Raw genomic sequence first — 23,744 nt, 5'->3', positions numbered from 1 at the left:
GATGATTCAAAGACTGGTGGAACTTTATATTGCAAGATCGAATGAAAAGTGGATGAAGGAGCGTGGCGCCAAAGAATACGGGCAGGCGCATTATAAGCTGATGGTCGGCATCCATATTGCGTTTTTCATTTCCCTGCTCATTGAGGGAGGGGTCTTTCACTCGGGGGTCAATCACTTTTGGCCGTTATTGCTTGGTGGTTTTATCCTGACTCAGCTCGGGAGGATCTGGTCGATCGCTTCGCTCGGGAAGTATTGGAACACTAAGATCATCGTCCTCCCCCAGGCAGAAGTCATAGCCAAAGGTCCCTATAAACACTTGAAGCATCCGAACTATTTGATTGTAACCCTTGAGTTTCTGATTGTTCCATTGTTATTTCAAGCCTATTGGACACTTTTCATCTTTGCATTATTAAATCAATTCATACTTTCTATCCGAATCCCACTCGAGGAACACGCCCTGAAGGAGGAGACGGAGTATGAGAAGGTCCATCTCAATACGAGGGGATGGATGCCCCTATTCAAAAAAGAAAAATGATTTTCTTATTGAAAATGATTATCAACTTTGATAAGATTCTAATTGAAGATGAAAATTATTCTCAAGTACAAGTATCTTTACAAAAGGGTGGGGACAAGAATGGTATGGTTTTTGATATTGTTTACTGTAGTAGCGTATGGCTTCACGATGAAGTATGTTTTATCTAATGTAATGAAGAATCCGGCACAACGGAAGAACATATCTTCATACCAGTCGAACTCGAAATCTTTTGTTCACTCAAACTTAATCGCAACCGAAACAACACGATAAACAGGGCCTTCTTCTTCGGAAGAGGCTTTTTTATTTTGTCTTTTCCCTTCATCCAATCCATCGCATATAATGTTATCATTCTCAGATCACCCTTTCCGGTATGATTTCATAGAGAATTTGATTCAAATACGATAAAATAAAAACGTTATCATTCTTCTTAAGTGCAGAAAGGAATTAGATTAGACTATGAGTCAGATTGAACATAAGAGTACCCATTTACATAATACGTTAAAACAACTTACGGCTTACTACGACATCTTTCTCCAGAACGGGGATGGGGAGAGGGCTTCCAAAGTGGAACGGCTTGCCGAAAAGTTGAACAATCATGAATTGATCCTTGCTTTTTGCGGCCACTTTTCCGCTGGCAAGTCCACGATGATCAACCGGTTGATGGGTGAAGACATCCTGCCATCCAGTCCGATTCCAACCAGTGCGAATCTGGTGAAGGTGCATCACGCCCAAACGGACTTTGCGAAGATTCATTATCATCAATCCCAGCCTCTCTATTTTAAGGCACCGTATGATTTTGAAACCATTAAGGATTTTTGTAAAAACGGGGAAGACGTATACTCTGTAGAAATTGGACGGAAGAGAAGTGACGTGCCTGAAGGGGTTTCCGTTTTGGATACCCCGGGAGTTGACAGTACGGACGATGCCCACAGGCTGTCTACGGAATCGGCGATCCACCTTGCCGACGCAGTATTCTATGTAATGGATTATAACCATGTCCAATCACAGGTGAATTTTGAGTTCACCAAAGAAATGGTGCGCCATGGTGTCAAATTGTATCTTATTGTGAACCAGATCGATAAGCATCAGGAGGAAGAATTGTCTTTCACCGAGTTCCAGGAAAGCGTCAAGAATTCATTCGGCTCTTGGGGTGTAGTACCCGATGGCACATTTTTTACAAGTTTAAAAAATCCTGACCATCCTTACAATGATCTTGTAAAATTGGAAGCATTGATTGATGGCCAGGTCAAAAAGAAGGATGAACTGATCGAAGATTCGGCAGTCTCGGCTATTTCACAATTGCGATCTGAACATGAGAAATGGTATGAGGAAGGGCTTGAAAAACTTGAGGATAAAGCCCTGGATATCCTAACGGACAAAGAATGGGAAAAGAAAGATTCCATCCTTCTAAAAGAAAGAAAGCTCGTCGATACACTGGCAAAAAATAATGTCACCTCCATAAAAGATCAATTCGAAGTAGAGCGAAGGGAAATACTCAAGAATGCCTATTTAATGCCTTTTGAAACAAGAGAATTAGCAAAGGACTTCCTGGAAAGCAGACAACAGGACTTCAAAGTCGGCTTCCTGTTCTCTAAGCAAAAGACAGAAGAAGAAAAAGCACTGAGACTTCAAAGTTTCAAAGAGGATATCAACTCCCGGATCGAATCTCAACTCGAATGGCACTTAAAGACACTTGGTAAAAATATCGTGAAAGAATATATTCCTTCATCGGATCAACGATTGGAATGGGACCGATTGAACCTTGAAGTGGACGATCACTTCCTTGTGGATTTAATTAAACAGGGGGCAGGAGTCTCGAGTGATTATGTTCTCCAATACTGTGATGATCTTTCTGAGGAGTTGAAAAGGAGAGCAAGAAATGAAACGAACGGGTTGATCGAAGGACTGATAACCGAAATTGAAAACTCATCGCCGGAAGAGCATGATGGCATGGAAGAAGAACTGGAAGAGCTTCAGAAAAAAACAGGCATCATTTATCAATGGAATTCACTCAATGAAGAGAAGGACGCTCAAATCAGAAGATTGAATAAAGCTGAAGTTGATCCAAAACGTGCGGAGACGATTATTTCAGAATGGACCGTGAAATGGAAAGAGAGAGAAGAAACCTATACACTTGCTTCCGACATGGTTCTGGATCGTAAAGATGACACGGCACATCAACGCGACGTAAATCAATCCCCGGACACCAGGGAGCAGCTCTCGTCAAAAGAAGAAGCGATTCAACGGTTAGAAACGATGGCAAATGTGTTCAGGAAGTACAAGGGGTTTACCAAGATGGCACATCTATTGGACGGCAAGAGAGAGCGCCTTTCGAATCAATCCTTTACCATCGCATTATTCGGTGCATTCAGTGCCGGGAAGTCATCGTTTGCCAATGCCCTGTTAGGAAGAAAAGTACTCCCTGTGAGCCCGAATCCCACCACCGCCTCCATCAACAGGATCAATCCGGTATCGGAAGAGTGTGAGCATGAAACGGCCCATGTACACATCAAAACAGGTGAACAGCTAATGACAGACATTAATCATTCCCTGTCGTTCTTTAATCGGAATGCATCTTCCCTGGACGAAGCCGCGGAAATGATACCTGATTTATCGACTGAAGGAAGCGGTAAAGAAAATGTACATCTTTCTTTCCTTCAAGCCTTTCTAACAGGGTATCCTTCATTTAAGGACACCCTCGGCAGTAGGAGGAAGGTCGATCTTGAAGAATATAAAGGATATGTAGCCGATGAGACGAAAGCTTGCTTTGTGGAGTCCATCGATCTCTATTTCGATTGTGATATAACAAGACAGGGGATCACCCTCGTCGATACACCCGGTGCCGATTCCATCAATGCCCGCCATACCGGTGTTGCTTTTGAATATATCAAGAATGCCGATGCGATTCTTTTTGTGACCTATTATAATCATGCTTTTGCCAAGGCAGACAGGGAATTCCTTATACAATTGGGCCGAGTGAAAGACACCTTCGAATTAGATAAAATGTTTTTTGTCGTCAATGCCATCGACCTCGCAAGTGATGAAAAAGAAAAAAATGAAGTCATTGAGTATGTGGAAGACCAATTGATTCAATATGGAATTCGATTCCCAAGGATTTTCGGTGTATCATCTCTTCAGGCACTTAAAGAATCCGCATCACATCAATCGGGGATGGAAGTATTCAAGAAGGAATTTCAAACCTTCATCCAGAATGAATTAGTGAGCATGAGTATCGAGTCGGCACTTGGTGAGTCGGAGAGAGGGCTGAAGCGTTTTCAACAATATCTCCACTCAGCTTCAAGTGAAAAGACGTATAAACAATCAAGGAAGAGGGAGCTTCTGGAGCGGAAGTCCGAGGTTGTATCCCTTATTGACGGGGTATCCCGAGAGCCCCTTACAGTGGAGATGTTGCAGGAATCCAAGGAGCTCGTGCACTATGTAAAACAAAGAGTGTTTTTCAGGGTGCCGGACTTCTATAAGGAAGCATTTCATTCCGGGTTATTTCTTCAATATCCATCCCAATCCCAAGCCATCCGTGAAGGGTTAAAGGAATTTTTATCAAGTATCGGGTTTGATCTGGCTCAGGAGATGAGGGCAACCTCCCTGCGGATTCAGCAGTTCATTCAGAAGCAGCTCCGAGATCAATGGGTTGCCCTGGAAGAAAAAATCCAGCGGGTGGAACATGATCTGGTCCTGTCACCAATGGATAATAAAAACGAAACGAGCATCGAATTTGAGAGCGCTTTTAACCAAACGGAACTGCGACCATTCGAAGAAGCTTTCTCCACATTCAAGAATCCAAAGCAATTCTTTGAAAAAGGCGGAAAGAAAGTGGTGCAGGAAAAATTGGAAGCATTGCTTCAAGAACCTGCAGACAGTTACCTGGCACAGGAACGGTCAAGGTTGGAAAGCTGGGGGCAAACCTATCTGGAAGAGGAATTCAAGTTGCTCAAAGAAGAGCTGCTAAGTCAGGTGACCGATCAGATTACCTCCTATCTTGAAGCCCTCGAGACCGTTCAGGACCTGGATCAGCTGAAACGGGATCTAATACGTCTCGAGCAGGCGTAACGATAAGAAGGAGGACATCCATAGTGAATCCTTATCATTGCTGTGCCACCTGTATTCACATTCAAGGAGTGAAGAAAGAGCAGAAGACCTCCTATTATTGTTCAAGACTAGGCTATGAGACCAAAACCACCTATCAGTTTTCTTGTTGGGAGCCGAAGGAAGAAGTGCTGAAATTGATGAAGAAGAGGGGGACGAAATCATGAGTGTGCTGGTTGATGCAGAGTGGCTTAATGAACATGTGGACGATGGGGATGTAAGGATCATCGATTGTCGTTTTTCGTTAGGGAATCCAGCAGAAGGCCGGGAAAGATACAATGAAAGTCATATTCCCGGTGCCGTCTTTTTTGACCTTGAAAAGGATTTATCCGGTTATGCGAAGAAGCAAGGGGGACGACACCCCCTCCCGAATATGAAGAATTTCCTGCGAAAAGTGGAGGATGCGGGGATCGACAATCAAACAACCATCGTGATTTATGATGAGAAGGAAGGGGCTTTTGCGGGCAGATGCTGGTGGTTATTCCATTATATCGGTCATGAAAATGTCTTTATCCTGAATGGTGGATTTGCCGCGTGGAAGAAGGGTTCTGGAAAGACGGAATCCTCCGTTCCACATTATCCCGCAACAAATTATCATCCAAACGTTAATGACGGCATTTTGGCCACTTTGGATGAGATCCGAGGGATTGCAGATGGAGATAGGATTATCCCGTTGATTGATTCCAGGAGCAGGGAACGGTTCACTGGTCGGGAAGAACCGATCGACCGTATTCCGGGTCATATTCCAGGCGCGATAAACTTTCCATGGACGGAAGGGATGAATGATGGGTATTTCCTTGGACCCGATGAGCAGAAGGGACGTTTCTCAATGCTTAAAAAAGATGAGCCCATCATTGTCTATTGTGGATCTGGTGTAACAGCAACCCCAAACTTCATTGCTCTCAAGGAAGCCGGATTTACCGATGTGAAGCTATATGTAGGAAGCTATAGCGATTGGGTTTCGTACGAAGAACACAGGGTGGAGAAAGAATAATGCGGAGTAGCTAATTGGAAGAGGTTCATCACTTTTCCAATTAGCTATTTATGCTGATATGTTATACTTTAAAAGGTATGTACGAAACGACGGGGTTAGGAGTGGATGACTTGGAAAATAAGAACGAGCATTTATTATTAATAGATGGAATGGCATTATTATTTCGATCTTTCTTCGCTACGGCCGTAACGGGCCAATTCATGATGAACTCAAAAGGCCTCCCGACAAATGGGGTCCAGGGGTTCATGAAGCACCTGCTGATGGCAGCGGATCATGTGAAGCCTACACACATCATTGTATGCTGGGATATGGGGAGCCAGACTTTCCGTAATGAAGTGTTCAATGACTATAAATCGAATCGGAATGCACCTCCTGTCGAACTGATCCCTCAGTTCGACCTTGCAAAAGAAGTGGCCGAAGGATTCAATCTTTCCAATGTAGGCGTAGTGGGCTATGAAGCAGATGATTGTATAGGGACCCTGGCAAAGCTCCATCGATCCGAGCGCAAAGTGTCCGTTCTAAGTGGAGACCAGGATCTCCTGCAGCTTCTTGATGACAACATTGACATCATGCTGCTGAAAAAAGGCTTTGGGAATTATCAGACATATACGAAAGACCTCTTTGTGGAAGAAAGGGGCATCACCCCGGAACAGTTCATCGATGTGAAAGCACTCATGGGAGATACAAGTGACGGATATCCAGGTGTAAAAGGGATCGGGGAGAAAACAGCCATGAAACTGATTCAACAGTATCAGGACATTTCCGGTATCCTTGCCAATCTGCATGAACTGACTCCTTCACAACGGAAGAAGATTGAGGAAGACCTTGACATGCTGCATGTTTCAAGGAAACTGGCTGAAATTCATTGTGAAGTTCCTCTGTCTGTGTCGGTTGAAGAAGCCAGATGGGAGCATGTATCACATGATACACTTACGCTTGTGGATGAATTGGAGCTTAAAGTTCTTAGACGGTTTTTAGTAGGTTCGAATGTGCTTTCGGCTTCGAGCTAAATATGATAAGAGTGTCAGGATTTAAGCCTGACACTTTTTTTGTGGTTTATTTTTTATTCGTTTTTTTAGCAGCATTCTCTAATGCGCTTTTCGGTTCGGTCGCGAATTCAGCATCCTGTGAAATTCCTTGGGGGTTTACACTCTTGGCGCTTTTCCCTTTATTTTTATTATTCCCTTTAGTCATACATAAGACCCTCCTTTCGTGTGATCTTTACTATTTTGTCTTGGTTACCTACAAATATCCCATGTACAGAGAATTTTAGGACACACTACGAATAAGGGAGGTGTTAGGGTGAATAAAGGAATCATTACCGCACTGATCAGTATTGCGTTTGCCCAAGGATTGAAGATTCCGCTGCACTTCTTGAAAAAGAAGGAGTGGAAGCCTGAACTGTTTTTTCAGACAGGGGGAATGCCGAGCTCCCATAGTGCCGGAGTGGCATCTTTGACGACATTCATTGCGTTAAAAAGAGGGGTAAGAACGATTGATTTCGCTCTTTCATTCATCTTTGGTCTGATCGTCATGTACGATGCCCAGGGAATTCGCCGCCAAACCGGTGAATTGACCCTTAAAGTAAATAGTCTAGATGAGCTTGTCAGGAAGGCACATGAAAAGGAAACCGTTGAATTCGAAGAGAAGAAACCTAAAAGACTGAAGGAAATGCTCGGACATCAGCCGCAGGAAGTGGTCGGTGGTGCATTGCTTGGTTCCCTTCTTGGTTTCATTGCCTTCTTGTTTTCCAAAAAGGATAGGCAAAAGAAAAGATTTTCTGTAAGATAAGAGAAGACAAAGTGGCGATAAGGTGAGGAGAAACGTGAAAAAAACAACAGAAGAATATCTCATAGATCTGGAAAACAAAGGATTCAAATTTCAGGAAGACGCGATAGGCTTCATCTATTTCGGCAAAAAATACACAGACGCCCCGGATGAACTGGTCAATAGTGCCATTGAAATTACGTTAAAAGCACAGAAGCAATTTGACAGCAGTTTCTATATGTCTATATTAGAAAGACTCCATTCCCAGAAAATCCCTTCCAGAAAAGAAGCATTAAGGTGGATGGAGAAACAGGGATTGGCATAACCCAGGGACCATCAGAAAGGCATATATCCTTCCTGATGGTCTTTTCTTGTAGTGTTTGTAAAGCGCTTGTGGAAATTTGATAAAGGCGAAATCAGTAAGGCTGAATCTCTTTTAGTTCAGGTGGATGGCTTTCCGGGCCAGTTCATCAGCTGCTTTATTTTCCTTGCTGGGTATCCATTTTACAAAAAATAGGTTCATTTGCTTCGTCAAGTTCAATATATCGCCGAGCAATGGTTTATATTGTAGATTACGTACAAACTCTTTCTCAATCGCATGAACGACAGCTTGCGAATCACTTTTCAACCATACGGTATCTGTCTGCTTCTCCAAACAGATTTCAAGTGCTTTTTTGCAGGCAAGGAATTCAGCTTCATGATTGTCCATGATCCCTAAAGGAATGCAATGTTTTTCCACTTCACCGTTGTATTTGATGAAAATACCGGCTCCACTTGGTCCGGGGTTCCCGGCACTTGCACCATCAATATATACTTCTAACAATCGTATTCACCTCATACACATTCAGAATATAAATATAGTAGCATATTAAGAGAGAGGAAGGAGAATGCTTTATGGGATTCTTGACAATCCATACTCTCTCTATACATAGCAAGAGCCGGGTGTAAGGCATACACCCGGCTTCGGTCATCCCATATTCTTCGGAAATCGTTTTGCGATATAGCCAAAAGGGGTATCCATAAGGGAAATCACCCATTTGAGAAGGTAGGTTGTAATGAAAATCTCAAACCAAACGTGCATCGGATATTCACCAAGGAAGGCGATGCTTGTGAAGACGAGGGTATCCAATAGTTGACTCACCATCGTACTCCCGTTATTGCGGATCCAAAATTGGCCATCTGTCGGGAACTTCTTCTTCAGATACGTAAAGATATATACGTCCGTAAATTGGCTTACAAGATAAGCGGCAAGGCTGCCAAGTGCAATCCTCGGGATGATGCCAAAGATCGTCGCAAGGGATTCCTGGGCGAAATCGTCAGGATGTGGTTGAAATAAGAGCGCCAGTTGCATAATAATAGTCATGACGATCAACGTGAAGAATCCAAGCCAAACCGCTTTCTGTGCATCTTTTTTACCATACTTCTCGTTCAGGATATCCGTCACAAGAAAGGCGGAACCGTACATGGCATTCCCGAGTGTCGCCGTCAGACCAAAGATTTCAATTGTCTTTACGACCTGAAGGTTTGCAAGTATTGTCGAGATCCCTATCCAGACAAAGAGTCCGGTTCGTCCAAACATTCGATACATGACAAGTAAACATGAGAATGTAATGAGTACGAAAACCAGGCCAAACCATATATTAAACATAATAAGTCCTCCTATCGTTCATAAGTGAATGAAACAATAGTCCTCATTATACAAAGAAAAAATGATTTTGAAAAATAAAATGAAGAAAAGGGAGTGAAAGAGGAATGAAAATGAAAATTAAATTTAAATACAAAAGCAAAACGGCATCCGATATATGGTTCGAGTCTGGGTTTTTCCAGCGAAAAGAAACATTGATACATGTAGATGATCTGATGAAAACGGGAAGGGTCATTGATCTTGAAATCATTGATGAAATGGGAAACTCTTGGACAAGGAAAGAATACATCAAATTGAATCAGGAGTTAGAAAAGGAACCCGAAAATATCGTTGTGTTTTTTGATGGCGGGTTCGATAAGGAAACGAGCTATGCGGGTGCCGGAATGGTCATCTATTATGAAAAAGGCGGGGAATCTTTTCGGATCAGAAAAAATGCACTTCTCGAGGAAATCGAAAATAATAATGAAGCTGAATACGCTGCATTACATTTAGCCATCGGGCTGCTTGAAGAAATCGGGGTGAAAAATGTGCCTTGTACGATAAAAGGAGATTCCCAGGTGGCAATGAAGCAGCTTACGGGAGAGTGGCCTTGCTATGAAGAGGGGTTGAGCAGATGGCTTGATCGAATTGAAGGATTGATTCAAAAGCTTGGGCTGAAACCCAACCTTATCGTCCTGAACAGGAAAGACAACAAAGAAGCCGATAAGCTTGCCAACCAGGCACTTCAAGGCATTAAGGTACACAGTAACAAACGATTAGAATAATTCTGCTGTGTATTATATACTCTATTAATACAATGATTTGCTGTTCGTGAAAAAATCTAGGAGTGATCTCATGAATCGAAAAGAAGTGGTGGATAAAGTGGATGAGCTTATCGACACCTACTGTAACGACTGCTTACTGAAAGCACACTTTCGCAAAGAGTATGGCAAAACGTATGCTCACCGCTTTTGTATCGAACAATGCACCATCGGGGAACAAATCCGTCACTACGGAGAATATTTGAATAAGAACAATGCATATCAAAAATAAAGGGCAGCCATTCAGGGGCCGCCCTTCATCATGTTGATCTATTGTTTTGTACGATTATAATTTGACTACGTTTGCAGCTTGTGGTCCGCGATTCCCTTCAACAACATCGAAAGAAACTTCTTGACCTTCTTCTAATGATTTGAATCCTTCACCTTGAATCGCTGAGAAGTGAACGAATACGTCCTCTCCACCTTCAACTTCGATGAATCCAAAACCCTTTTCATTGTTGAACCATTTTACTTTACCATTTTGCATGTTAGAATCCTCCTAAATCGTTCAAGCACGTTTGTGCCTCTGGAAAATAGTTTTCACGAAATGAATGATGATTATGGCTTGTATATAAGCATAAAAATCGTTCACTTCAATGATGTCTTAACTATACAATATGACGTTTTTCGAGTCAACATTCGTCCTATTTATGAAGGATGTAGTTGACTGTGCAGGGATAACGGTGGACTGGTGAGTTATGCGGCATGTCGGGGTCCGGGTTGTATTCATCCTGTAGTTATAGTAAACTTTTAATGATATTTATGGAAATTTGGAGGGTAAAAAATGCCTACACCAAGTATGGAAGATTATATAGAACAGATTTATATGTTAATTGAGAACAAAGGTTATGCCAGAGTATCGGATATAGCAGAAGCTTTATCTGTCCACCCCTCCTCAGTTACCAAAATGGTGCAGAAACTTGATAAGGATGATTATCTCATTTATGAGAAATACCGAGGTCTTGTTCTCACTCCGAAGGGAAATAAAGTAGGAAAGCGTTTAGTTTACAGACACGAGCTATTGGAGCAATTCCTTCGTGTCATTGGAGTGAAGGAAGAACATATTTATGAAGACGTGGAAGGAATCGAACATCATTTAAGCTGGGATTCCATTGATCGCATTGGTGACCTCGTACAATTCTTTGAGGAAGAAAAGAGCCGGGTAGAAGGACTGCGAACGATTCAAAACCGCAGTGAATAATGTTCATATCCATTTTCTAAAAGCCGCGAATAGCATAAGACAAGGGTAAAGGACTTTCATTTCAAATGAAAGTCCTTTTTGGATGGACGGTTCGGTAATCAAAATATTGAAGGGTAGTCGTTAAACGTTCCATCCTCGACTGACAGACTGGATAACTCCGCTTCTCCCCATTCATTCTCGTTGAGTGTGACGCCTTGAAGTAAACCTTCGGATGCTTCCAAAACAGCTTTCCGGTAGGAAATGATACGGCCGGAAGAGGTTTGAAAGCTTATAATGTCTCCGTGATAATTCCGTTGCACCTTAGAGATTTCTTCCATATCTATCACCTTCTCTGTTCAGACTTTACCATTAGTATGAACAAATCAGAAAGAAAACATAATGCTAACTGAAAGATAATTATAAGTTTACATAATAATATTATGTTTATAAATTGATTCATAATGCCTTTATGCAGGAATTGAGGCGGTGGACTGAGAATATAGAACAGTATAGAAAAAAATGTTGAGGTGTACATATGAAAAGTTCAGAATGGCATACAAGCGCCAAAACCCGCTGGGAAGATAATGCCGATCATTGGCATTCAAAAAGCGTCGAAATGTGGACTACTGGAAGCAGAAAGGCCGTCATCCCTTTCTTTCATGATCATGCAGGGAATGCAAGAACCGTTGCGGACTTAGGGTGTGGCGATGGATATGGCTCTTATCTGTTGTATGAAAAAGGATATTGGGTCACAGGGATGGACTTCTCAAGGAACATGATCGAACTTGCCAAGGAGCAGGAAAGGGACAACCTGTCCTTCGTTCAAGGGGATTTGAATTCCCTTCCATTCCAGGATGGGCAATTCCATGCTGTAATGGCGATCAATTCAGTAGAGTGGACGGAAAATCCTTTACACACATTAAATGAGATTGAACGGATAGTGGCTAAGGATGGATTTATTTGCATCGGCTTATTGGGACCGACTGCTCATCCAAGGGAAAATGCGTATCCCCGTCTTCAAGGTAAAGAGGTCATCTGTAATACCATGATGCCGTGGGAACTGGAGAAGCTTGGGCGGGACAAGGGATGGAAGAAGGTCGGCGAAGACTATATCTACAAAAAAGGCGTGAAATCCACGCATACAGACAACCTCTCCAACGAATTAAAGCAAGCCTTGACGTTCACGACATTATTTATGTTTCAAAAATAAAACATGATCGATTCTCATCGTCCCGGGAGTCGATCATGTTTTACTATTCCCCATCATTACCATCAAGTTTGTGTAGGGAGAAGCTTGAGAGAAGAGCAAAAGTGTTCATTTTTAGTGTAAAATATAGATACAATAGAAATAGACAAGCTACGGTTACTCTAAATTTAAAGCTAAGAGGGTGAACTGCCATGACTACAATAAAGAAAAAAGTATTATCGGATATCGAGATAGCTCAACAATCCACTTTACTGCCGATCGTGGACATTGCTAAAAAAATCGGCCTGACAGAAGATGACGTGGAGCTTTACGGCAAGTACAAAGGAAAGATATCCTTTGAAGCGATACATAAACTGAAAGACTATTCACAGGGGAAATTAATCCTTGTAACATCGATCAATCCAACGCCTGCAGGTGAAGGGAAGTCTACAGTGACAGTGGGACTCGGGGATGCTTTGAACCGATTAAATAAAGAGACCATCATTGCCATGAGGGAGCCTTCACTTGGACCGACGATGGGGATCAAAGGGGGAGCGACAGGGGGCGGCTATTCACAAGTGCTTCCCATGGAGGACATCAACCTCCACTTCACCGGTGATATCCATGCCATTTCCACAGCCAATAATGCTCTGGCTGCTTTGGTGGATAATCATATTCATCAAGGTAATGAATTGAATATCGATCAAAGAAGAGTGGTGTGGAAACGATCGATTGATATGAATGATCGTTCCCTTCGCCAGATCATCGTCGGTTTGGGTGGACCCGTACAGGGGGTTCCACGGGAAGACGGCTTTGATATCTCTGTAGCGTCTGAAATCATGGCTGTTCTCTGTCTATCTCAGAGTATCGGTGAATTAAGAAAAAGACTCGGTCAGATGGTCGTCGCCTATAACTGGTTAAAACAACCGGTGACCGTCGAGGATCTCGGTGTGGAAGGGGCTCTGACGTTATTGCTGAAGGATGCCCTCAAGCCTAATCTCGTCCAGACGATCGAGCATTCCCCTGCTCTTATCCACGGAGGTCCGTTTGCCAATATAGCTCACGGGTGTAATAGTGTCATGGCGACGAAAACAGCTTTGAAGCTCGCTGATTATGTGGTGACAGAATCCGGGTTCGGGGCAGACTTAGGAGCGGAAAAATTCCTGAATATCAAGTCCCGTGCTGCAGGTAAATCTCCCGATGCCGTAGTTCTGGTTGCCACCATCCGTGCCTTGAAAATGCATGGTGGCCAGTCGAAAGAGGACCTTCATACAGAAAATCTACCGGCCCTGGAAAAAGGATTGTCCAACCTGAAGAAACATATGGAGACCCTCGAGCAATTCAATGTGCCATTTGTCATTGCCATCAACAAGTTCACAACAGACAGTGACCATGAAATCGATGCCCTGATCAAATGGTGTGAAAACCAGAATAAAAAGGTTTCATTAACTGATGTATGGGCTAAAGGCGGAGAAGGTGGTATCGATTTAGCACAGAAGGTTTTAGAAGAGATAGAAGGGAATAAAAAGGAATTCTCCCCGCTTTATGAACTGTCAGATTCCCTGCAAGTGAAAATTGACACCATAGCAAAAAAAGTATACGGGGCAAGTGGAGTGGAGTACACGGTCAAAGCGAGAAAACAGTTGGAAGAGTTTGAAACACGTGGCTGGGGCGTTCTCCCGATCTGTATGGCCAAGACGCAGTACTCCCTCTCGGATGACCCGGCAAAACTCGGCCGTCCGGAGGATTTCACCATCACGATACGCGAACTGAAGCCAAAGATCGGAGCCGGCTTCATCGTTGCGTTGACGGGAGAAGTCATGACGATGCCCGGATTGCCGAAAAAACCGGCTGCGTTCGGAATGGATGTAGATGAAAACGGCAGGGCAATCGGACTGTTTTAAAGATGAATGATGGAAGGGAGGAGCGAAGATGTTTGACCCGACAGCATTTGATAACTTGAAGGTAATCTTTGAAGGAGCAGTCTACGATCTTGACTTGACAGGGGATATTCAGATACTTGATCGGAAGGATTTGTTTGATTTTGCTCATTATGAGCGGTGTTATCAAATTCATTATTCCCTCCCATATAAAAAATCGCTTTCAATCGAGTTTCATCTGAAGGCGGATATGGGACATTTCCTGGCAGAAAGAAAGATGATGACTGAAAAGAATACGGCAGGAGCGGACATACTAATCATCTATAAAGGTGATGAAAAACTTCAACGTCAGATGGAAATCCTTGAAGAAGCCTGGGGGAAAGATAAATACTGGGAGTGGAAAGAAGTGAAGTCCTCCGTTAAACCGACCTTATTTGAAGGAATCTTAACCTTCAATCGGGTGATTACGGAGGAAATGGTCGATGATGTTTTACAGATGATATCGTTCTCTGTAGACACACTGAAACAACTTGACCGAAAGGACTTCTAGTCCTAGGTTGAGCTCATATAAATAGAAAAAAGGGGAATTTTTCATGAGAATAGCATGGGTAACAGATAGTACTGCATTTGTTCCAAATCAATCGGAGAATGGGGAAAACGACATCTATGTTGTTCCGATGAGCATCCTGTTCGGGGAGAAGGAGTATATGGACGGAATTGACCTGTCCCCTGAAGAATTGTTCGCTAAATTAAGGACCGAAAAGGTGGAAGTGAAAACCTCCCAGCCTTCAATCGGCAGGTTTAAGGAATTATTCGAACAACTGTCAAGGGACTATGACTATATCTTCTCCATCCATGTTTCGTCTCATTTCAGCGGCACCTTTTCGTCTGCTTATCAGGCAGCGGAACTACTGAAGGACACCACTCCAAATATTAGTTGCATCGATTCGAAAATACTTTCCAACCCGTTGACAGAATTGATTCAGTACGGTCAACGTTTATCGGGGGAAGGAAAAGATCCCCTCCAGATAAAAGAGGCGATTGAAGAAAGAATAAAATCATGTGAGACGTATGTGATGGTAGGGAGCCTGGAACAGCTACATAAAAGCGGAAGGATGGGCGGTCTATCCTTCTTTCTGGGGAGCGTCCTGAAGATAAAGCCCATGCTTTCCATTGAAGATGGTAAGCTTAAAGTGGAAGACAAGGTAAGAAGCATAAAAAAAGGCTTAAGCAGCATGAGTCACCAGTTGGATCTTGCTCTCGCAAATAGGAGCATAGGGAAAGTATCTGTATTACACGGGTTAAATCGGGAAGATGCTTTAGAATGGATGGAACAGCTGAGACAAGCTTATCCTGAAATTGAATTTGGCGCCTATCCCCTCGGGGCAGTGATCGGCGTACATGCTGGTGAAAACACAATCGGTAAAAGCTGGTTTTCAGAAAGTAAATGAAAAAACCAAAGAAGGAGTGATGTGTAGATTCAGGCATCCACTCCTTTTTATTCTGAAAGTAGAACATCATTTGGTACAATGGAGGAGAAGGTGGAGATATGGAGCGTAAAGAGCTGGACCAAGTAATAGACTATTTAAAACAAGAGTACATAGGTGAATCAACCGGACATGATTGGTATCATTTAGATCGAGTGAGAAAACAGGCCCTTAGAATCGCGAGGGAAGAGCAGGTGTCCCATACATATATCATTGAGCTTGCGGCACTGCTTCACGATGTGCCGGACGATAAATTCGTAGGCGAAGAAGAAGGAAAGAAAAAGCTGGATCATATCTTAATGAATCTCACACTCAATGAAGGTGACATGACGTTACTGAAATCGATCATCTATTCCATCTCGTATAAAGGTGGTCATGAAGCGGAATTGACTACGCTCGAAGCGAAAATCGTCAGGGACGCCGATCGCCTTGATGCCATCGGGGCAATCGGCGTCGCCAGGACATTTGCTTATGGTGGCAGGAAAGGCAGAGCGATGTATGACCCTGATTTTCAAGTGAGGGAACAGATGACCGTAGAGGAATACAGAAATGGGGATAGCTCGAGCATCCATCATTTTCACGAGAAATTACTGAAGTTGAAAGATTTAATGTGCACGGATACCGGCAGGATTCTGGCAGAAGAACGCCATGAATTTATGCTGCGGTTTCTAGAGCAATTCAATAAAGAATGGACTGGTCAAGAATGAGAATGTTAACTGCTGAGAATCTTTCCAAAACTTATGGGGAGAAAACTCTGTTTAAAGATATATCCTTTTCCATCACGGAAAAGGAAAGAGTCGGACTGATTGGAGTGAACGGTACAGGTAAATCAAGTCTGTTGAAACTGATAGCCGGAATGGAAGAATATGATACCGGTGATCTTTCAAAACCGAACGACTATCATATTGCCTACCTTCAACAGGAACCCGCATTTGATGGGGAATTAACCGTTCTTCAACAAGTATTCCGCGGAGAAGCGAAGATCATCCAGGCTATGAGAAACTATGAAACGGTGCTCATGGAGATGGAGAAGGACCCGGAAAGTCCAAGGGTACAAGATGAATTATTTGAAGCACAAAAGCAAATGGATCTCCTCAACGCCTGGGATGCAAGTGCAAATGCAAAAGCCATATTAACGAAACTAGGCATCCACGATTTCGGGAAGAAGATGAATGAATTATCCGGGGGGCAAAAGAAGCGGGTGGCCCTGGCAGGGGTCCTCATTGAAACTCCGGACCTGCTTATATTGGATGAACCGACCAACCATTTGGATTACCAGTCCATCAAGTGGCTGGAGGACTATTTGGGGAAGTATAACGGATCGGTGTTACTCGTTACACATGACCGGTATTTCCTTGATAAAGTGACAAATCGCATTTTTGAATTGGATGGAGGCAGTCTCTATGCCTATAGAGGGAATTATGCTTCCTTTATTGAAGCCAAAGCTTCACGTGAAGAAGTGGAACGCCAATTATCCGAAAAACAGCAAAACCTTTACAGGAGAGAGCTTGCATGGATGAGAAGGGGAGCAAAAGCCCGGACCACGAAACAAAAGGCCCGTATCCAGCGATTCGAACACCTGGAAGATACCATGTCATCCGGTCCGTCCAATGGACAAGTAGATATGGCGCTTGGAGGAAATCGTTTAGGCAAGCAGGTGTATGAGTTCAAAGGCGCGTCGAAACAATTTGAAGACAAGCGAATTTTAAATGAATTCTCTTTCCTGATCAAGCCTAAAGACCGGATCGGGATAGTAGGGAAAAACGGAAGTGGTAAATCCACCTTCCTCAATCTCCTTGCAGGAACCGATGAGCTGACAAAAGGAGAATTGCTCAAAGGACAGACCGTCAAGATCGCCTACTATACCCAGGATCATGAAGAACTGGATGAAAGTATGAGAATGATTGAATATATAAGGGAAGCGGGAGAGTATATAACCACAGATAAGGGAGAACAAGTTTCCGTGACGTCCATGCTCGAGAGATTCCTATTTCCAATGAGCACCCATGGGACTTTGATCCGAAAGCTGTCAGGCGGTGAAAAACGAAGGCTCTTCCTGCTGAAACTATTAATGTCAAAACCGAACGTCCTGCTTCTGGATGAGCCTACCAACGATTTAGACACAGAAACCCTGACAGTGCTTGAAGATTATATCAAAGAATTTTCCGGTGTTGTGATCACTGTTTCACATGACCGCTACTTCCTGGATAAAACAGCAGATCAGTTGTTAATTTTCAATGGAGATGGACAGATCGATTTCTATTACGGGGAATATACTGAGTATCTGGAGAAGAGTGAAGCTTTAAATAAGAAGCAGCCGACAGATACAACGAAAGAACCAGTCCCTGTTAAAGAAGTGAAGGAGAAAGAGAAAAAAAGGCTCTCTTATATGGAAAAAAGAGAGTGGGATGAAATTGAAGATAAGATGGCAGGCATCGAAGCAAAAATAGAGGAAGCGGATGCCGAGCTCCAAAAAGTCGGCAGCAATTTCGAAAGGGCACAACAGTTGATGAAGGAAAGTGAACAGCTCAACGAAGAACTGGAAAGGCTCATTGAGAGATGGACCTATCTCTCTGAATTTGCTGAATAAGTCTCTTTCTTTAAGGCAACAAGGATACTGTGTTAAAATGGAAGGTAAATGAACAGTTTAGAGAAAGGGGTAACAGTCTTGAGGATTTTATCAATTGAACCTACTCCAAGTCCGAATACGATGAAAGTTCTTCTCGATCAGGAAATGAAGGCCGGGAAGAGCAACAATTATAAAAAAGATGAAGCGGAGGGAGCTCCTCCCGTCATCAAGGAAATCTTGGCCATCGAAGGTGTGAAAGGGGTATACCATGTTGCCGACTTCCTGGCCGTCGAACGGAATGCTAAATTCGATTGGCAAGAGCTTTTGCCTCAGGTGCGAAAAGCATTCGGTGAAGATACAGCTGATGAGAAAACGGAATCCCCCATGGAGGAACATTTTGGTGAAGTGAATGTCAGTGTACAGATGTTCAAAGGAATTCCGATGCAAGTGAAGGTGACAGATGGGGAACAAGAAAAACGCTTTTCCCTGCCTTCTTCATTCCTTGAAGCGATTGGTCAGGCCCAAAAAGTGGGGGATAATGTCGTCCTTCTCAGAAAGTGGAAAGATTATGGCATCCGGTACGGTGATCTCGATGAAATCGGCAGTGACGTGAGTGAAGAATTAGTTGCAGCCTATCCTTCTGAAAGACTATCGGGGCTTATCGTGGAAGCACAGGAAACAACCGATGCCAAGGGACCACTCATTTATAAGAAAAAGCAAAAGGTGACCGTTGAGGATTTTGAAGCGCCGGAATGGGAAACCAGGTATCAGAAACTGGATGCGATGGAGGATCCTACATTGGGCGACTTACCTCTACTTCAAAAAGCCCTCGAGGACGAGAAAGTATCGATCCGCAGATTAGCCGTTGTGTACCTTGGAATGATTGAAGATGAAAGAGTCCTTCCATTGCTGTACCAAGGATTGCATGATAGATCCGTTACAGTAAGAAGGACGGCGGGTGACTGTCTTTCTGATCTGGGCTTTCGAGCGGCCATCCCTGAAATGGTTGCAGCCTTGAAGGATAAGAGTAAACTGGTTAGATGGCGCGCGGCCATGTTCCTTTATGAAGTCGGTGATGAATCTGCCCTCCCTGGTTTAAAAGAGGCGGAAAATGACCCTGAATTCGAAGTGAAACTTCAGGTGAAAATGGCCATTGAACGAATTGAAGGCGGCGAAGAAGCAAAAGGATCGGTTTGGAAACAGATGACTGAAGCACGTCACCAATAAACAGGAAAGGATTGATTATACATGTCTATGGCATATGAAGAATATATGAGACAGTTGGTTACGCCGATGAGGCAGGAATTGACGCAAGCAGGCTTTAAAGAACTTGGTACAGAAGAAGAAGTCGAGAATTTCATGGAAAACACAGAAGGAACGACCCTTGTTGTCGTTAACTCTGTTTGCGGATGTGCAGCAGGACTTGCACGTCCCGCTGCCACTCAATCCGTCATGAATAACGATAAGACCCCTGACCAACTTGTCACGGTATTTGCAGGACAGGACAAAGAAGCGACTGCCAGGATGAGGGAATACTTCGACGGTTACGAACCTTCTTCTCCGTCCATGGCTTTGCTTAAAGGAAATAAGGTCGTGCACTTTATCCCCAGGGAAGAAATTGAAGATCACGACATTTCTTCCATTATTTCAAACCTGGTGACTGCATTTAACGAAAACTGTTAACAGTCCATAAAAAAAAGAGCGGGTGACAGAGTCATCCGTTCTTTTTTTGTGGTAGGATAATGAAAAGATGATAGAAAAACGAATATCCGAAGGAGAATCACTAACGTGTTTGTCACCACTTGTGGAAGAGCCAATCAGAACGTAATAGATAAAGCGCATAAGGCAGCCGATCTCCTTTCTATACCATATATCCCGAGGGAAAAAAGATCTATACGTCACCATATGGAAAAAATCGATGGGGACTGCCTCGTCATCGGGAAAGAACGGCTTGAGCTGCATACGCGGGAAGGGAAGGGCGAGCCATTCTTTTTCCATCCAAATTCCGCATCCTTCCGAATCAAGAGACTTATGAGGGGGGAGAAGGATCCACTCATAGAAGCGGCAGACCTTAAGGAAGGCATGAGCTTTCTGGACTGCACCCTTGGACTTGCTTCAGATAGTATCATCGCGAGTCATATCGTAGGGGAGGAAGGGTCGGTAACAGGGATTGAAGCAAATAAATTCATTGCCCATATCGTTCTTCATGGACTACAGGAATGGAATTCCCCGCTACCTGCGTTAAATAGCGCCATGAAACGTATAAACGTACTCAATGGACATTTTGACGAAGAACTAAAGAAATTCAGGAATGATGCATTCGACGTCGTTTACATTGATCCCATGTTTGAAGAAGCATTGACCGACTCACATGGAATCAATCCCATCAGACAGTGGGCAAGCTATACCGGGGTTACAAAAAAAGGAATAGAAGAAGCGAAACGAGTGGCCAAAAAGCGGGTCGTACTAAAAGAACACTACCAATCACCCCTATTCGAAGAAATGGGCTTTGAAGTAATAAAAAGGCCATCAGCCAAATTCCATTTTGGCGTCATCCGGTTATAAAAGACCTAATAAAATAGACAGGCATCCATCGCCTGTCTAATCCCATAAATATCAATCAGTGAATCCCAGCACAATAAAATAACCTAACAGAAGTATGTATCCGATATTGATCATAATTCCAGTATCCATCTAGTTATCCTCCTTACAAAGTATCCTCATTAATATACTACCACATAAAGATTTTTATATCCTACAAAAAAATGAAACCTTTTTCACTTTTTAATCGTAAGAAGTAGTATAATAATAGACGTAATACATAGGAAAGGACGTTATCTATGTCGATCTGGCTCAAGAAATCGTTTTTTATCTTACTATCCATCCTGACATTTGGACTTGTTTCACCATCACAGGCCTTTCTGAATGAAGAAAATCATGCCCTTGCCAAGAATAATGGCAAGCCTTCCACCGTGGAAACGACCCCAGAGGAAACAAGGGAAGAAGAAGCTGCCCTAACCCATGAGGTATTCATAGAAACCATGGTGGTACAAGCAGAAAAAAATGCATATGAAAAATTCGGGACCAAGATCAAGCCTGTCATAGAGGATGAATTCAGATCGTTAATCCTTCCAAAGATTGAAAAGGCGATAGCGGATACAGCAGCAGAGTTTCCGGAAGAAGACTTAACGTCCCTAACCATTTCAGAAGTACCTCAATATGCTAAAACCGAAAAGATCTTTCACATCTATGACGAGCGTTCGGGTGAAGATATCATTCGTTTTCATGTAAGAAAAGACCATCCACCTAAAGATGGCCATTATTTCAACTTTCACTACCATACGGTACATGACCAATTCCAAGCACACCATGAACTGGGAAGCATTTTCTGGGATAAGAACACCCCTCCTCAATGGATGAGCGTGTCCTGATCTAAAATATATCAAAATAAAACAAAGCAAGCACGTGGATGAGCGTGCTTGCTTTTTTGCTCATTTTTAAGAAATGGAAATAATACTCTCTGAAATCGGGTCTATCATTATGGTAAAATAGTAATAATTGTATCATCGGCGCATCATAAGACAAAGGAGGGATCAGAGTGAAACGTACCTTCATCATCCTTCTGATTACAATCACTCTTGTCATTCTCTGGACCCATACAAATGCTACTTACGATGGCACCCTCTTAAAACACTCAACTCTTAAAACGCATGTAAACCTTCAATCCAGTAAGCAGCTGGAAAATATGATCCTCTTACCAGAATCAACGTTTGATCAAGAAGAGGCAGGTGCTATGATCAAAAGACTGGACCATATTCCGACATCGCTATTGGAGTCCGCCGAATCTCAGGATATCAAAATTCGTTTATTCCAAAACAAATTAACCGATTTTTCTACGACAAGTCACTTGAAAGGAGTCACCCCGAGAGGGTACACTAATAAAAGTATTACGTGGGATGATGTCCCTGGAATAGGTGGTTCCAAGCTTGTATTAGTGAAAATCGGTCACAGCGGGAAAGGAAAAGGGCACAACTCATATAATCTGGAACTTCACGAGTTCGCCCATAGCATTGATCGGTACGTCTTAACGGATCTGTATTATGAGCTGAAATTCTTACCCCTCTGGAAAAGGGAAGCACCCCGGGTTTTCCCGGGTGAAGAGTATTTCCTTCAATACAAAGAAGAATATTTTGCTGAAACATTTGCTATGTATTATTTGAATCCCGAAACTAGGAATCTACTGAAAGAAAAGGCACCCGCAACATATCGTTTTTTTAAAGAACTATAAACTAGTAAAAGGTGTGGTCACTGTGAAGCAGTATTTAGACTTGTGCAAACATGTACTGGAAAATGGGACAAAGAAAGAGGATCGGACGGGAACGGGTACGATCAGTACGTTCGGTTATCAGATGCGTTTTGATTTGCAGGAAGGATTCCCTCTTCTTACAACGAAGAAGTTGCATGTCAAATCCATCATCCATGAACTGCTGTGGTTCTTAAAAGGGGATACCAACGTAGCCTATCTTCAGGAAAATGGAGTCCGTATCTGGAACGAATGGGCTGATGAAAATGGTGAATTGGGACCTGTATATGGGCATCAGTGGAGATCATGGACTGGTGCAGACGGTGAAACGATCGATCAGATCACTAACCTCATCGAAACGATCAAACATAATCCTGACTCTAGAAGGATGATCGTCAGCGCATGGAATGTCGCTGATGTGGATCACATGGCTTTGCCTCCTTGTCACTGCCTGTTCCAATTCTACGTGGCAGATGGTAAATTATCCTGTCAGTTATATCAACGATCTGCCGATGTATTCCTTGGCGTTCCGTTTAATATTGCTTCATATGCTCTTTTAACGATGATGGTGGCACAGGCTTGTGATCTGGAAGCAGGTGAATTCGTCCATACTTTCGGTGATGTGCATATCTACCAGAATCATGTAGATCAAGTGAACTTACAGCTTTCAAGAGAGCCTAAAGCGTTGCCGAAGCTTGTAATCAATCCTGAAGTCAAAGACATATTCAATTTCAGCTTTGAAGACTTCAAACTGGAAGGATACGATCCCCATCCGCATATCAAAGGAGTCGTGAGTGTATGATTTCGTTTATATGGGCGATGGATCAGAATCAGCTGATCGGGAAAGACAATGGACTGCCTTGGAGACTGCCAGAGGATCTGAAATTCTTCAAGAAGACGACGAACGGACATGTTATCGTAATGGGGAGGAAGACATTCGATTCCATTGGTAAGCCGCTGCCTAATCGTGAAAATGTGATTTTGACCAGAGATACAGCATTTCAACAAGAAGGCTGTCTTGTCATGCATTCTGTTGAGGAAATTATGAAATGGGCTAAAGAAAAAGGCGGAGAAATCTTTATTATGGGGGGAAGGGAAATATATAAACAGTTCGTCCCTTATGTAGAGAGACTATATGTCACACAGATCCATCATGAATTTGAAGGGGATACAACCATGCCTGCCATCCCATGGGAAGAATTCACCTGTATCTCATCGGAAAAGGGTGTCAGGGACGAGAAGAATCCTTACGACTATGAATTCATGATCTATGAAAGAAAATAAATGAACGACC

The 23,744-nt window shown here is 43.0% G+C and carries 29 protein-coding genes; 23 read left to right on the top strand and 6 right to left on the bottom strand.

Features of this window, described 5'->3' with window-relative positions; translation table 11 throughout:
- The first annotated feature begins 1 nt into the window (after position 1).
- Positions 2-535 carry an isoprenylcysteine carboxyl methyltransferase family protein gene (locus V8G47_RS13460; RefSeq protein ID WP_336200565.1) on the top strand — a complete coding sequence of 178 codons (534 nt, stop codon included), beginning with the start codon at positions 2-4 and terminating at the stop codon, positions 533-535.
- Positions 536-698: 163 nt separating this feature from the next.
- On the opposite strand, the gene V8G47_RS13455 is transcribed toward V8G47_RS13460, so the two are convergent.
- Positions 699-884, bottom strand: coding sequence for a hypothetical protein (locus tag V8G47_RS13455; protein ID WP_336200564.1), 186 nt, complete (start codon positions 882-884; stop codon positions 699-701).
- A 107-nt stretch (positions 885-991) separates the two neighbouring features.
- Here V8G47_RS13455 and V8G47_RS13450 point away from each other — a divergent pair, with 107 nt between their 5' ends.
- The 4 genes from V8G47_RS13450 (at position 992) to V8G47_RS13435 (ending at position 6,643) form a co-directional block, all read left to right on the top strand.
- Positions 992-4,603, top strand: coding sequence for a dynamin family protein (locus V8G47_RS13450; RefSeq protein ID WP_336200563.1), 3,612 nt, complete (start codon positions 992-994; stop codon positions 4,601-4,603).
- A gap of 23 nt (positions 4,604-4,626) precedes the next feature.
- Positions 4,627-4,806 (top strand): hypothetical protein, encoded by a 180-nt coding sequence (locus tag V8G47_RS13445; protein WP_336200562.1) that lies wholly within the window; start codon positions 4,627-4,629, stop codon positions 4,804-4,806.
- On the top strand, positions 4,803-5,633 hold the full coding sequence (locus V8G47_RS13440; RefSeq protein ID WP_336200561.1) for a sulfurtransferase: 831 nt from the start codon (positions 4,803-4,805) through the stop codon (positions 5,631-5,633). Before V8G47_RS13445 ends, V8G47_RS13440 begins: the two co-directional genes overlap by 4 nt.
- A 77-nt stretch (positions 5,634-5,710) precedes the next feature.
- Complete coding sequence (locus tag V8G47_RS13435) at positions 5,711-6,643, top strand: 5'-3' exonuclease (RefSeq protein WP_336200606.1); 933 nt, start codon at positions 5,711-5,713, stop codon at positions 6,641-6,643.
- A gap of 46 nt (positions 6,644-6,689) precedes the next feature.
- On the opposite strand, the gene V8G47_RS13430 is transcribed toward V8G47_RS13435, so the two are convergent.
- Entirely contained in the window at positions 6,690-6,827 is a 138-nt protein-coding gene (locus V8G47_RS13430) for a small, acid-soluble spore protein L (RefSeq protein ID WP_336200560.1), read from the bottom strand.
- Between the two features lie 108 nt (positions 6,828-6,935).
- On the opposite strand from V8G47_RS13430, the gene V8G47_RS13425 reads away from it, so the two are divergent.
- Together V8G47_RS13425 and V8G47_RS13420 are read left to right on the top strand one after the other, a co-directional pair.
- Positions 6,936-7,424 (top strand): divergent PAP2 family protein, encoded by a 489-nt coding sequence (locus V8G47_RS13425; protein ID WP_224519671.1) that lies wholly within the window; start codon positions 6,936-6,938, stop codon positions 7,422-7,424.
- Positions 7,425-7,458: 34 nt separating this feature from the next.
- A complete protein-coding gene (locus V8G47_RS13420) occupies positions 7,459-7,725 on the top strand; it encodes a DUF6123 family protein (RefSeq protein WP_336200559.1) in 267 nt (88 codons plus the stop codon).
- 111 nt (positions 7,726-7,836) lie between these two features.
- On the opposite strand, the gene V8G47_RS13415 is transcribed toward V8G47_RS13420, so the two are convergent.
- Entirely contained in the window at positions 7,837-8,223 is a 387-nt protein-coding gene (locus tag V8G47_RS13415) for a reverse transcriptase-like protein (RefSeq protein WP_336200558.1), read from the bottom strand.
- A 144-nt stretch (positions 8,224-8,367) separates the two neighbouring features.
- Positions 8,368-9,048, bottom strand: a complete 681-nt coding sequence (locus tag V8G47_RS13410) for a queuosine precursor transporter (protein WP_336200557.1) — start codon at positions 9,046-9,048, stop codon at positions 8,368-8,370.
- Positions 9,049-9,158: 110 nt separating this feature from the next.
- On the opposite strand from V8G47_RS13410, the gene V8G47_RS13405 reads away from it, so the two are divergent.
- Together V8G47_RS13405 and V8G47_RS13400 are read left to right on the top strand one after the other, a co-directional pair.
- Positions 9,159-9,809, top strand: coding sequence for a reverse transcriptase-like protein (locus V8G47_RS13405; RefSeq protein WP_336200556.1), 651 nt, complete (start codon positions 9,159-9,161; stop codon positions 9,807-9,809).
- A 70-nt stretch (positions 9,810-9,879) separates the two neighbouring features.
- Positions 9,880-10,077, top strand: a complete 198-nt coding sequence (locus tag V8G47_RS13400) for a zinc-finger domain-containing protein (protein ID WP_336200555.1) — start codon at positions 9,880-9,882, stop codon at positions 10,075-10,077.
- A 54-nt stretch (positions 10,078-10,131) separates the two neighbouring features.
- Here the strand turns inward: V8G47_RS13400 and cspD are convergent, their stop codons facing one another.
- Complete coding sequence (gene cspD, locus V8G47_RS13395; protein WP_201713251.1) at positions 10,132-10,332, bottom strand: cold-shock protein CspD; 201 nt, start codon at positions 10,330-10,332, stop codon at positions 10,132-10,134.
- Positions 10,333-10,629: 297 nt separating this feature from the next.
- Between cspD and mntR the strand changes: the two genes are divergently transcribed.
- Positions 10,630-11,046 carry a transcriptional regulator MntR gene (gene mntR, locus V8G47_RS13390; RefSeq protein ID WP_034758545.1) on the top strand — a complete coding sequence of 139 codons (417 nt, stop codon included), beginning with the start codon at positions 10,630-10,632 and terminating at the stop codon, positions 11,044-11,046.
- A 98-nt stretch (positions 11,047-11,144) separates the two neighbouring features.
- On the opposite strand, the gene V8G47_RS13385 is transcribed toward mntR, so the two are convergent.
- Entirely contained in the window at positions 11,145-11,363 is a 219-nt protein-coding gene (locus tag V8G47_RS13385; RefSeq protein WP_258261572.1) for a DUF3892 domain-containing protein, read from the bottom strand.
- 197 nt (positions 11,364-11,560) lie between these two features.
- On the opposite strand from V8G47_RS13385, the gene V8G47_RS13380 reads away from it, so the two are divergent.
- From V8G47_RS13380 to V8G47_RS13320, 13 genes are all read left to right on the top strand, one after another.
- Complete coding sequence (locus V8G47_RS13380) at positions 11,561-12,235, top strand: class I SAM-dependent methyltransferase (RefSeq protein WP_336200554.1); 675 nt, start codon at positions 11,561-11,563, stop codon at positions 12,233-12,235.
- Between the two features lie 188 nt (positions 12,236-12,423).
- Complete coding sequence (locus V8G47_RS13375) at positions 12,424-14,115, top strand: formate--tetrahydrofolate ligase (protein WP_336200553.1); 1,692 nt, start codon at positions 12,424-12,426, stop codon at positions 14,113-14,115.
- A 28-nt stretch (positions 14,116-14,143) separates the two neighbouring features.
- Positions 14,144-14,641: a hypothetical protein gene (locus V8G47_RS13370; protein WP_336200552.1), complete on the top strand. Its 498-nt coding sequence runs from the start codon at positions 14,144-14,146 to the stop codon at positions 14,639-14,641.
- Between the two features lie 43 nt (positions 14,642-14,684).
- Positions 14,685-15,542 carry a DegV family protein gene (locus V8G47_RS13365; protein ID WP_336200551.1) on the top strand — a complete coding sequence of 286 codons (858 nt, stop codon included), beginning with the start codon at positions 14,685-14,687 and terminating at the stop codon, positions 15,540-15,542.
- A 98-nt stretch (positions 15,543-15,640) separates the two neighbouring features.
- On the top strand, positions 15,641-16,285 hold the full coding sequence (locus tag V8G47_RS13360; RefSeq protein ID WP_336200550.1) for an HD domain-containing protein: 645 nt from the start codon (positions 15,641-15,643) through the stop codon (positions 16,283-16,285).
- Complete coding sequence (locus V8G47_RS13355; RefSeq protein WP_336200549.1) at positions 16,282-18,168, top strand: ABC-F family ATP-binding cassette domain-containing protein; 1,887 nt, start codon at positions 16,282-16,284, stop codon at positions 18,166-18,168. Before V8G47_RS13360 ends, V8G47_RS13355 begins: the two co-directional genes overlap by 4 nt.
- Positions 18,169-18,246: 78 nt before the next feature.
- Entirely contained in the window at positions 18,247-19,374 is a 1,128-nt protein-coding gene (locus V8G47_RS13350; RefSeq protein WP_336200548.1) for a conserved virulence factor C family protein, read from the top strand.
- 21 nt (positions 19,375-19,395) lie between these two features.
- Positions 19,396-19,830 (top strand): BrxA/BrxB family bacilliredoxin, encoded by a 435-nt coding sequence (locus V8G47_RS13345; RefSeq protein ID WP_336200547.1) that lies wholly within the window; start codon positions 19,396-19,398, stop codon positions 19,828-19,830.
- 105 nt (positions 19,831-19,935) lie between these two features.
- Positions 19,936-20,712: a class I SAM-dependent methyltransferase gene (locus V8G47_RS13340; protein WP_336200546.1), complete on the top strand. Its 777-nt coding sequence runs from the start codon at positions 19,936-19,938 to the stop codon at positions 20,710-20,712.
- A 275-nt stretch (positions 20,713-20,987) separates the two neighbouring features.
- On the top strand, positions 20,988-21,578 hold the full coding sequence (locus tag V8G47_RS13335) for a YpjP family protein (protein ID WP_336200545.1): 591 nt from the start codon (positions 20,988-20,990) through the stop codon (positions 21,576-21,578).
- 167 nt (positions 21,579-21,745) lie between these two features.
- The gene (locus tag V8G47_RS13330) at positions 21,746-22,435 is read left to right on the top strand and encodes an anthrax toxin lethal factor-related metalloendopeptidase (RefSeq protein WP_336200544.1); all 690 of its coding nucleotides are present in this window, start codon (positions 21,746-21,748) and stop codon (positions 22,433-22,435) included.
- A 22-nt stretch (positions 22,436-22,457) separates the two neighbouring features.
- Positions 22,458-23,252 (top strand): thymidylate synthase, encoded by a 795-nt coding sequence (locus tag V8G47_RS13325; RefSeq protein ID WP_336200543.1) that lies wholly within the window; start codon positions 22,458-22,460, stop codon positions 23,250-23,252.
- Entirely contained in the window at positions 23,249-23,734 is a 486-nt protein-coding gene (locus tag V8G47_RS13320; protein ID WP_336200542.1) for a dihydrofolate reductase, read from the top strand. The genes V8G47_RS13325 and V8G47_RS13320 overlap by 4 nt, the downstream gene beginning before the upstream one ends.
- Positions 23,735-23,744: the final 10 nt, after the last annotated feature.

The sequence above is a fragment of the Rossellomorea sp. LJF3 genome, assembly GCF_037046045.1.
GTDB lineage: Bacteria > Bacillota > Bacilli > Bacillales > Bacillaceae_B > Rossellomorea.
The sequence above is the reverse complement of the archived record's forward strand: the minus strand, read 5'-3'. Positions and strand labels throughout refer to the sequence as shown.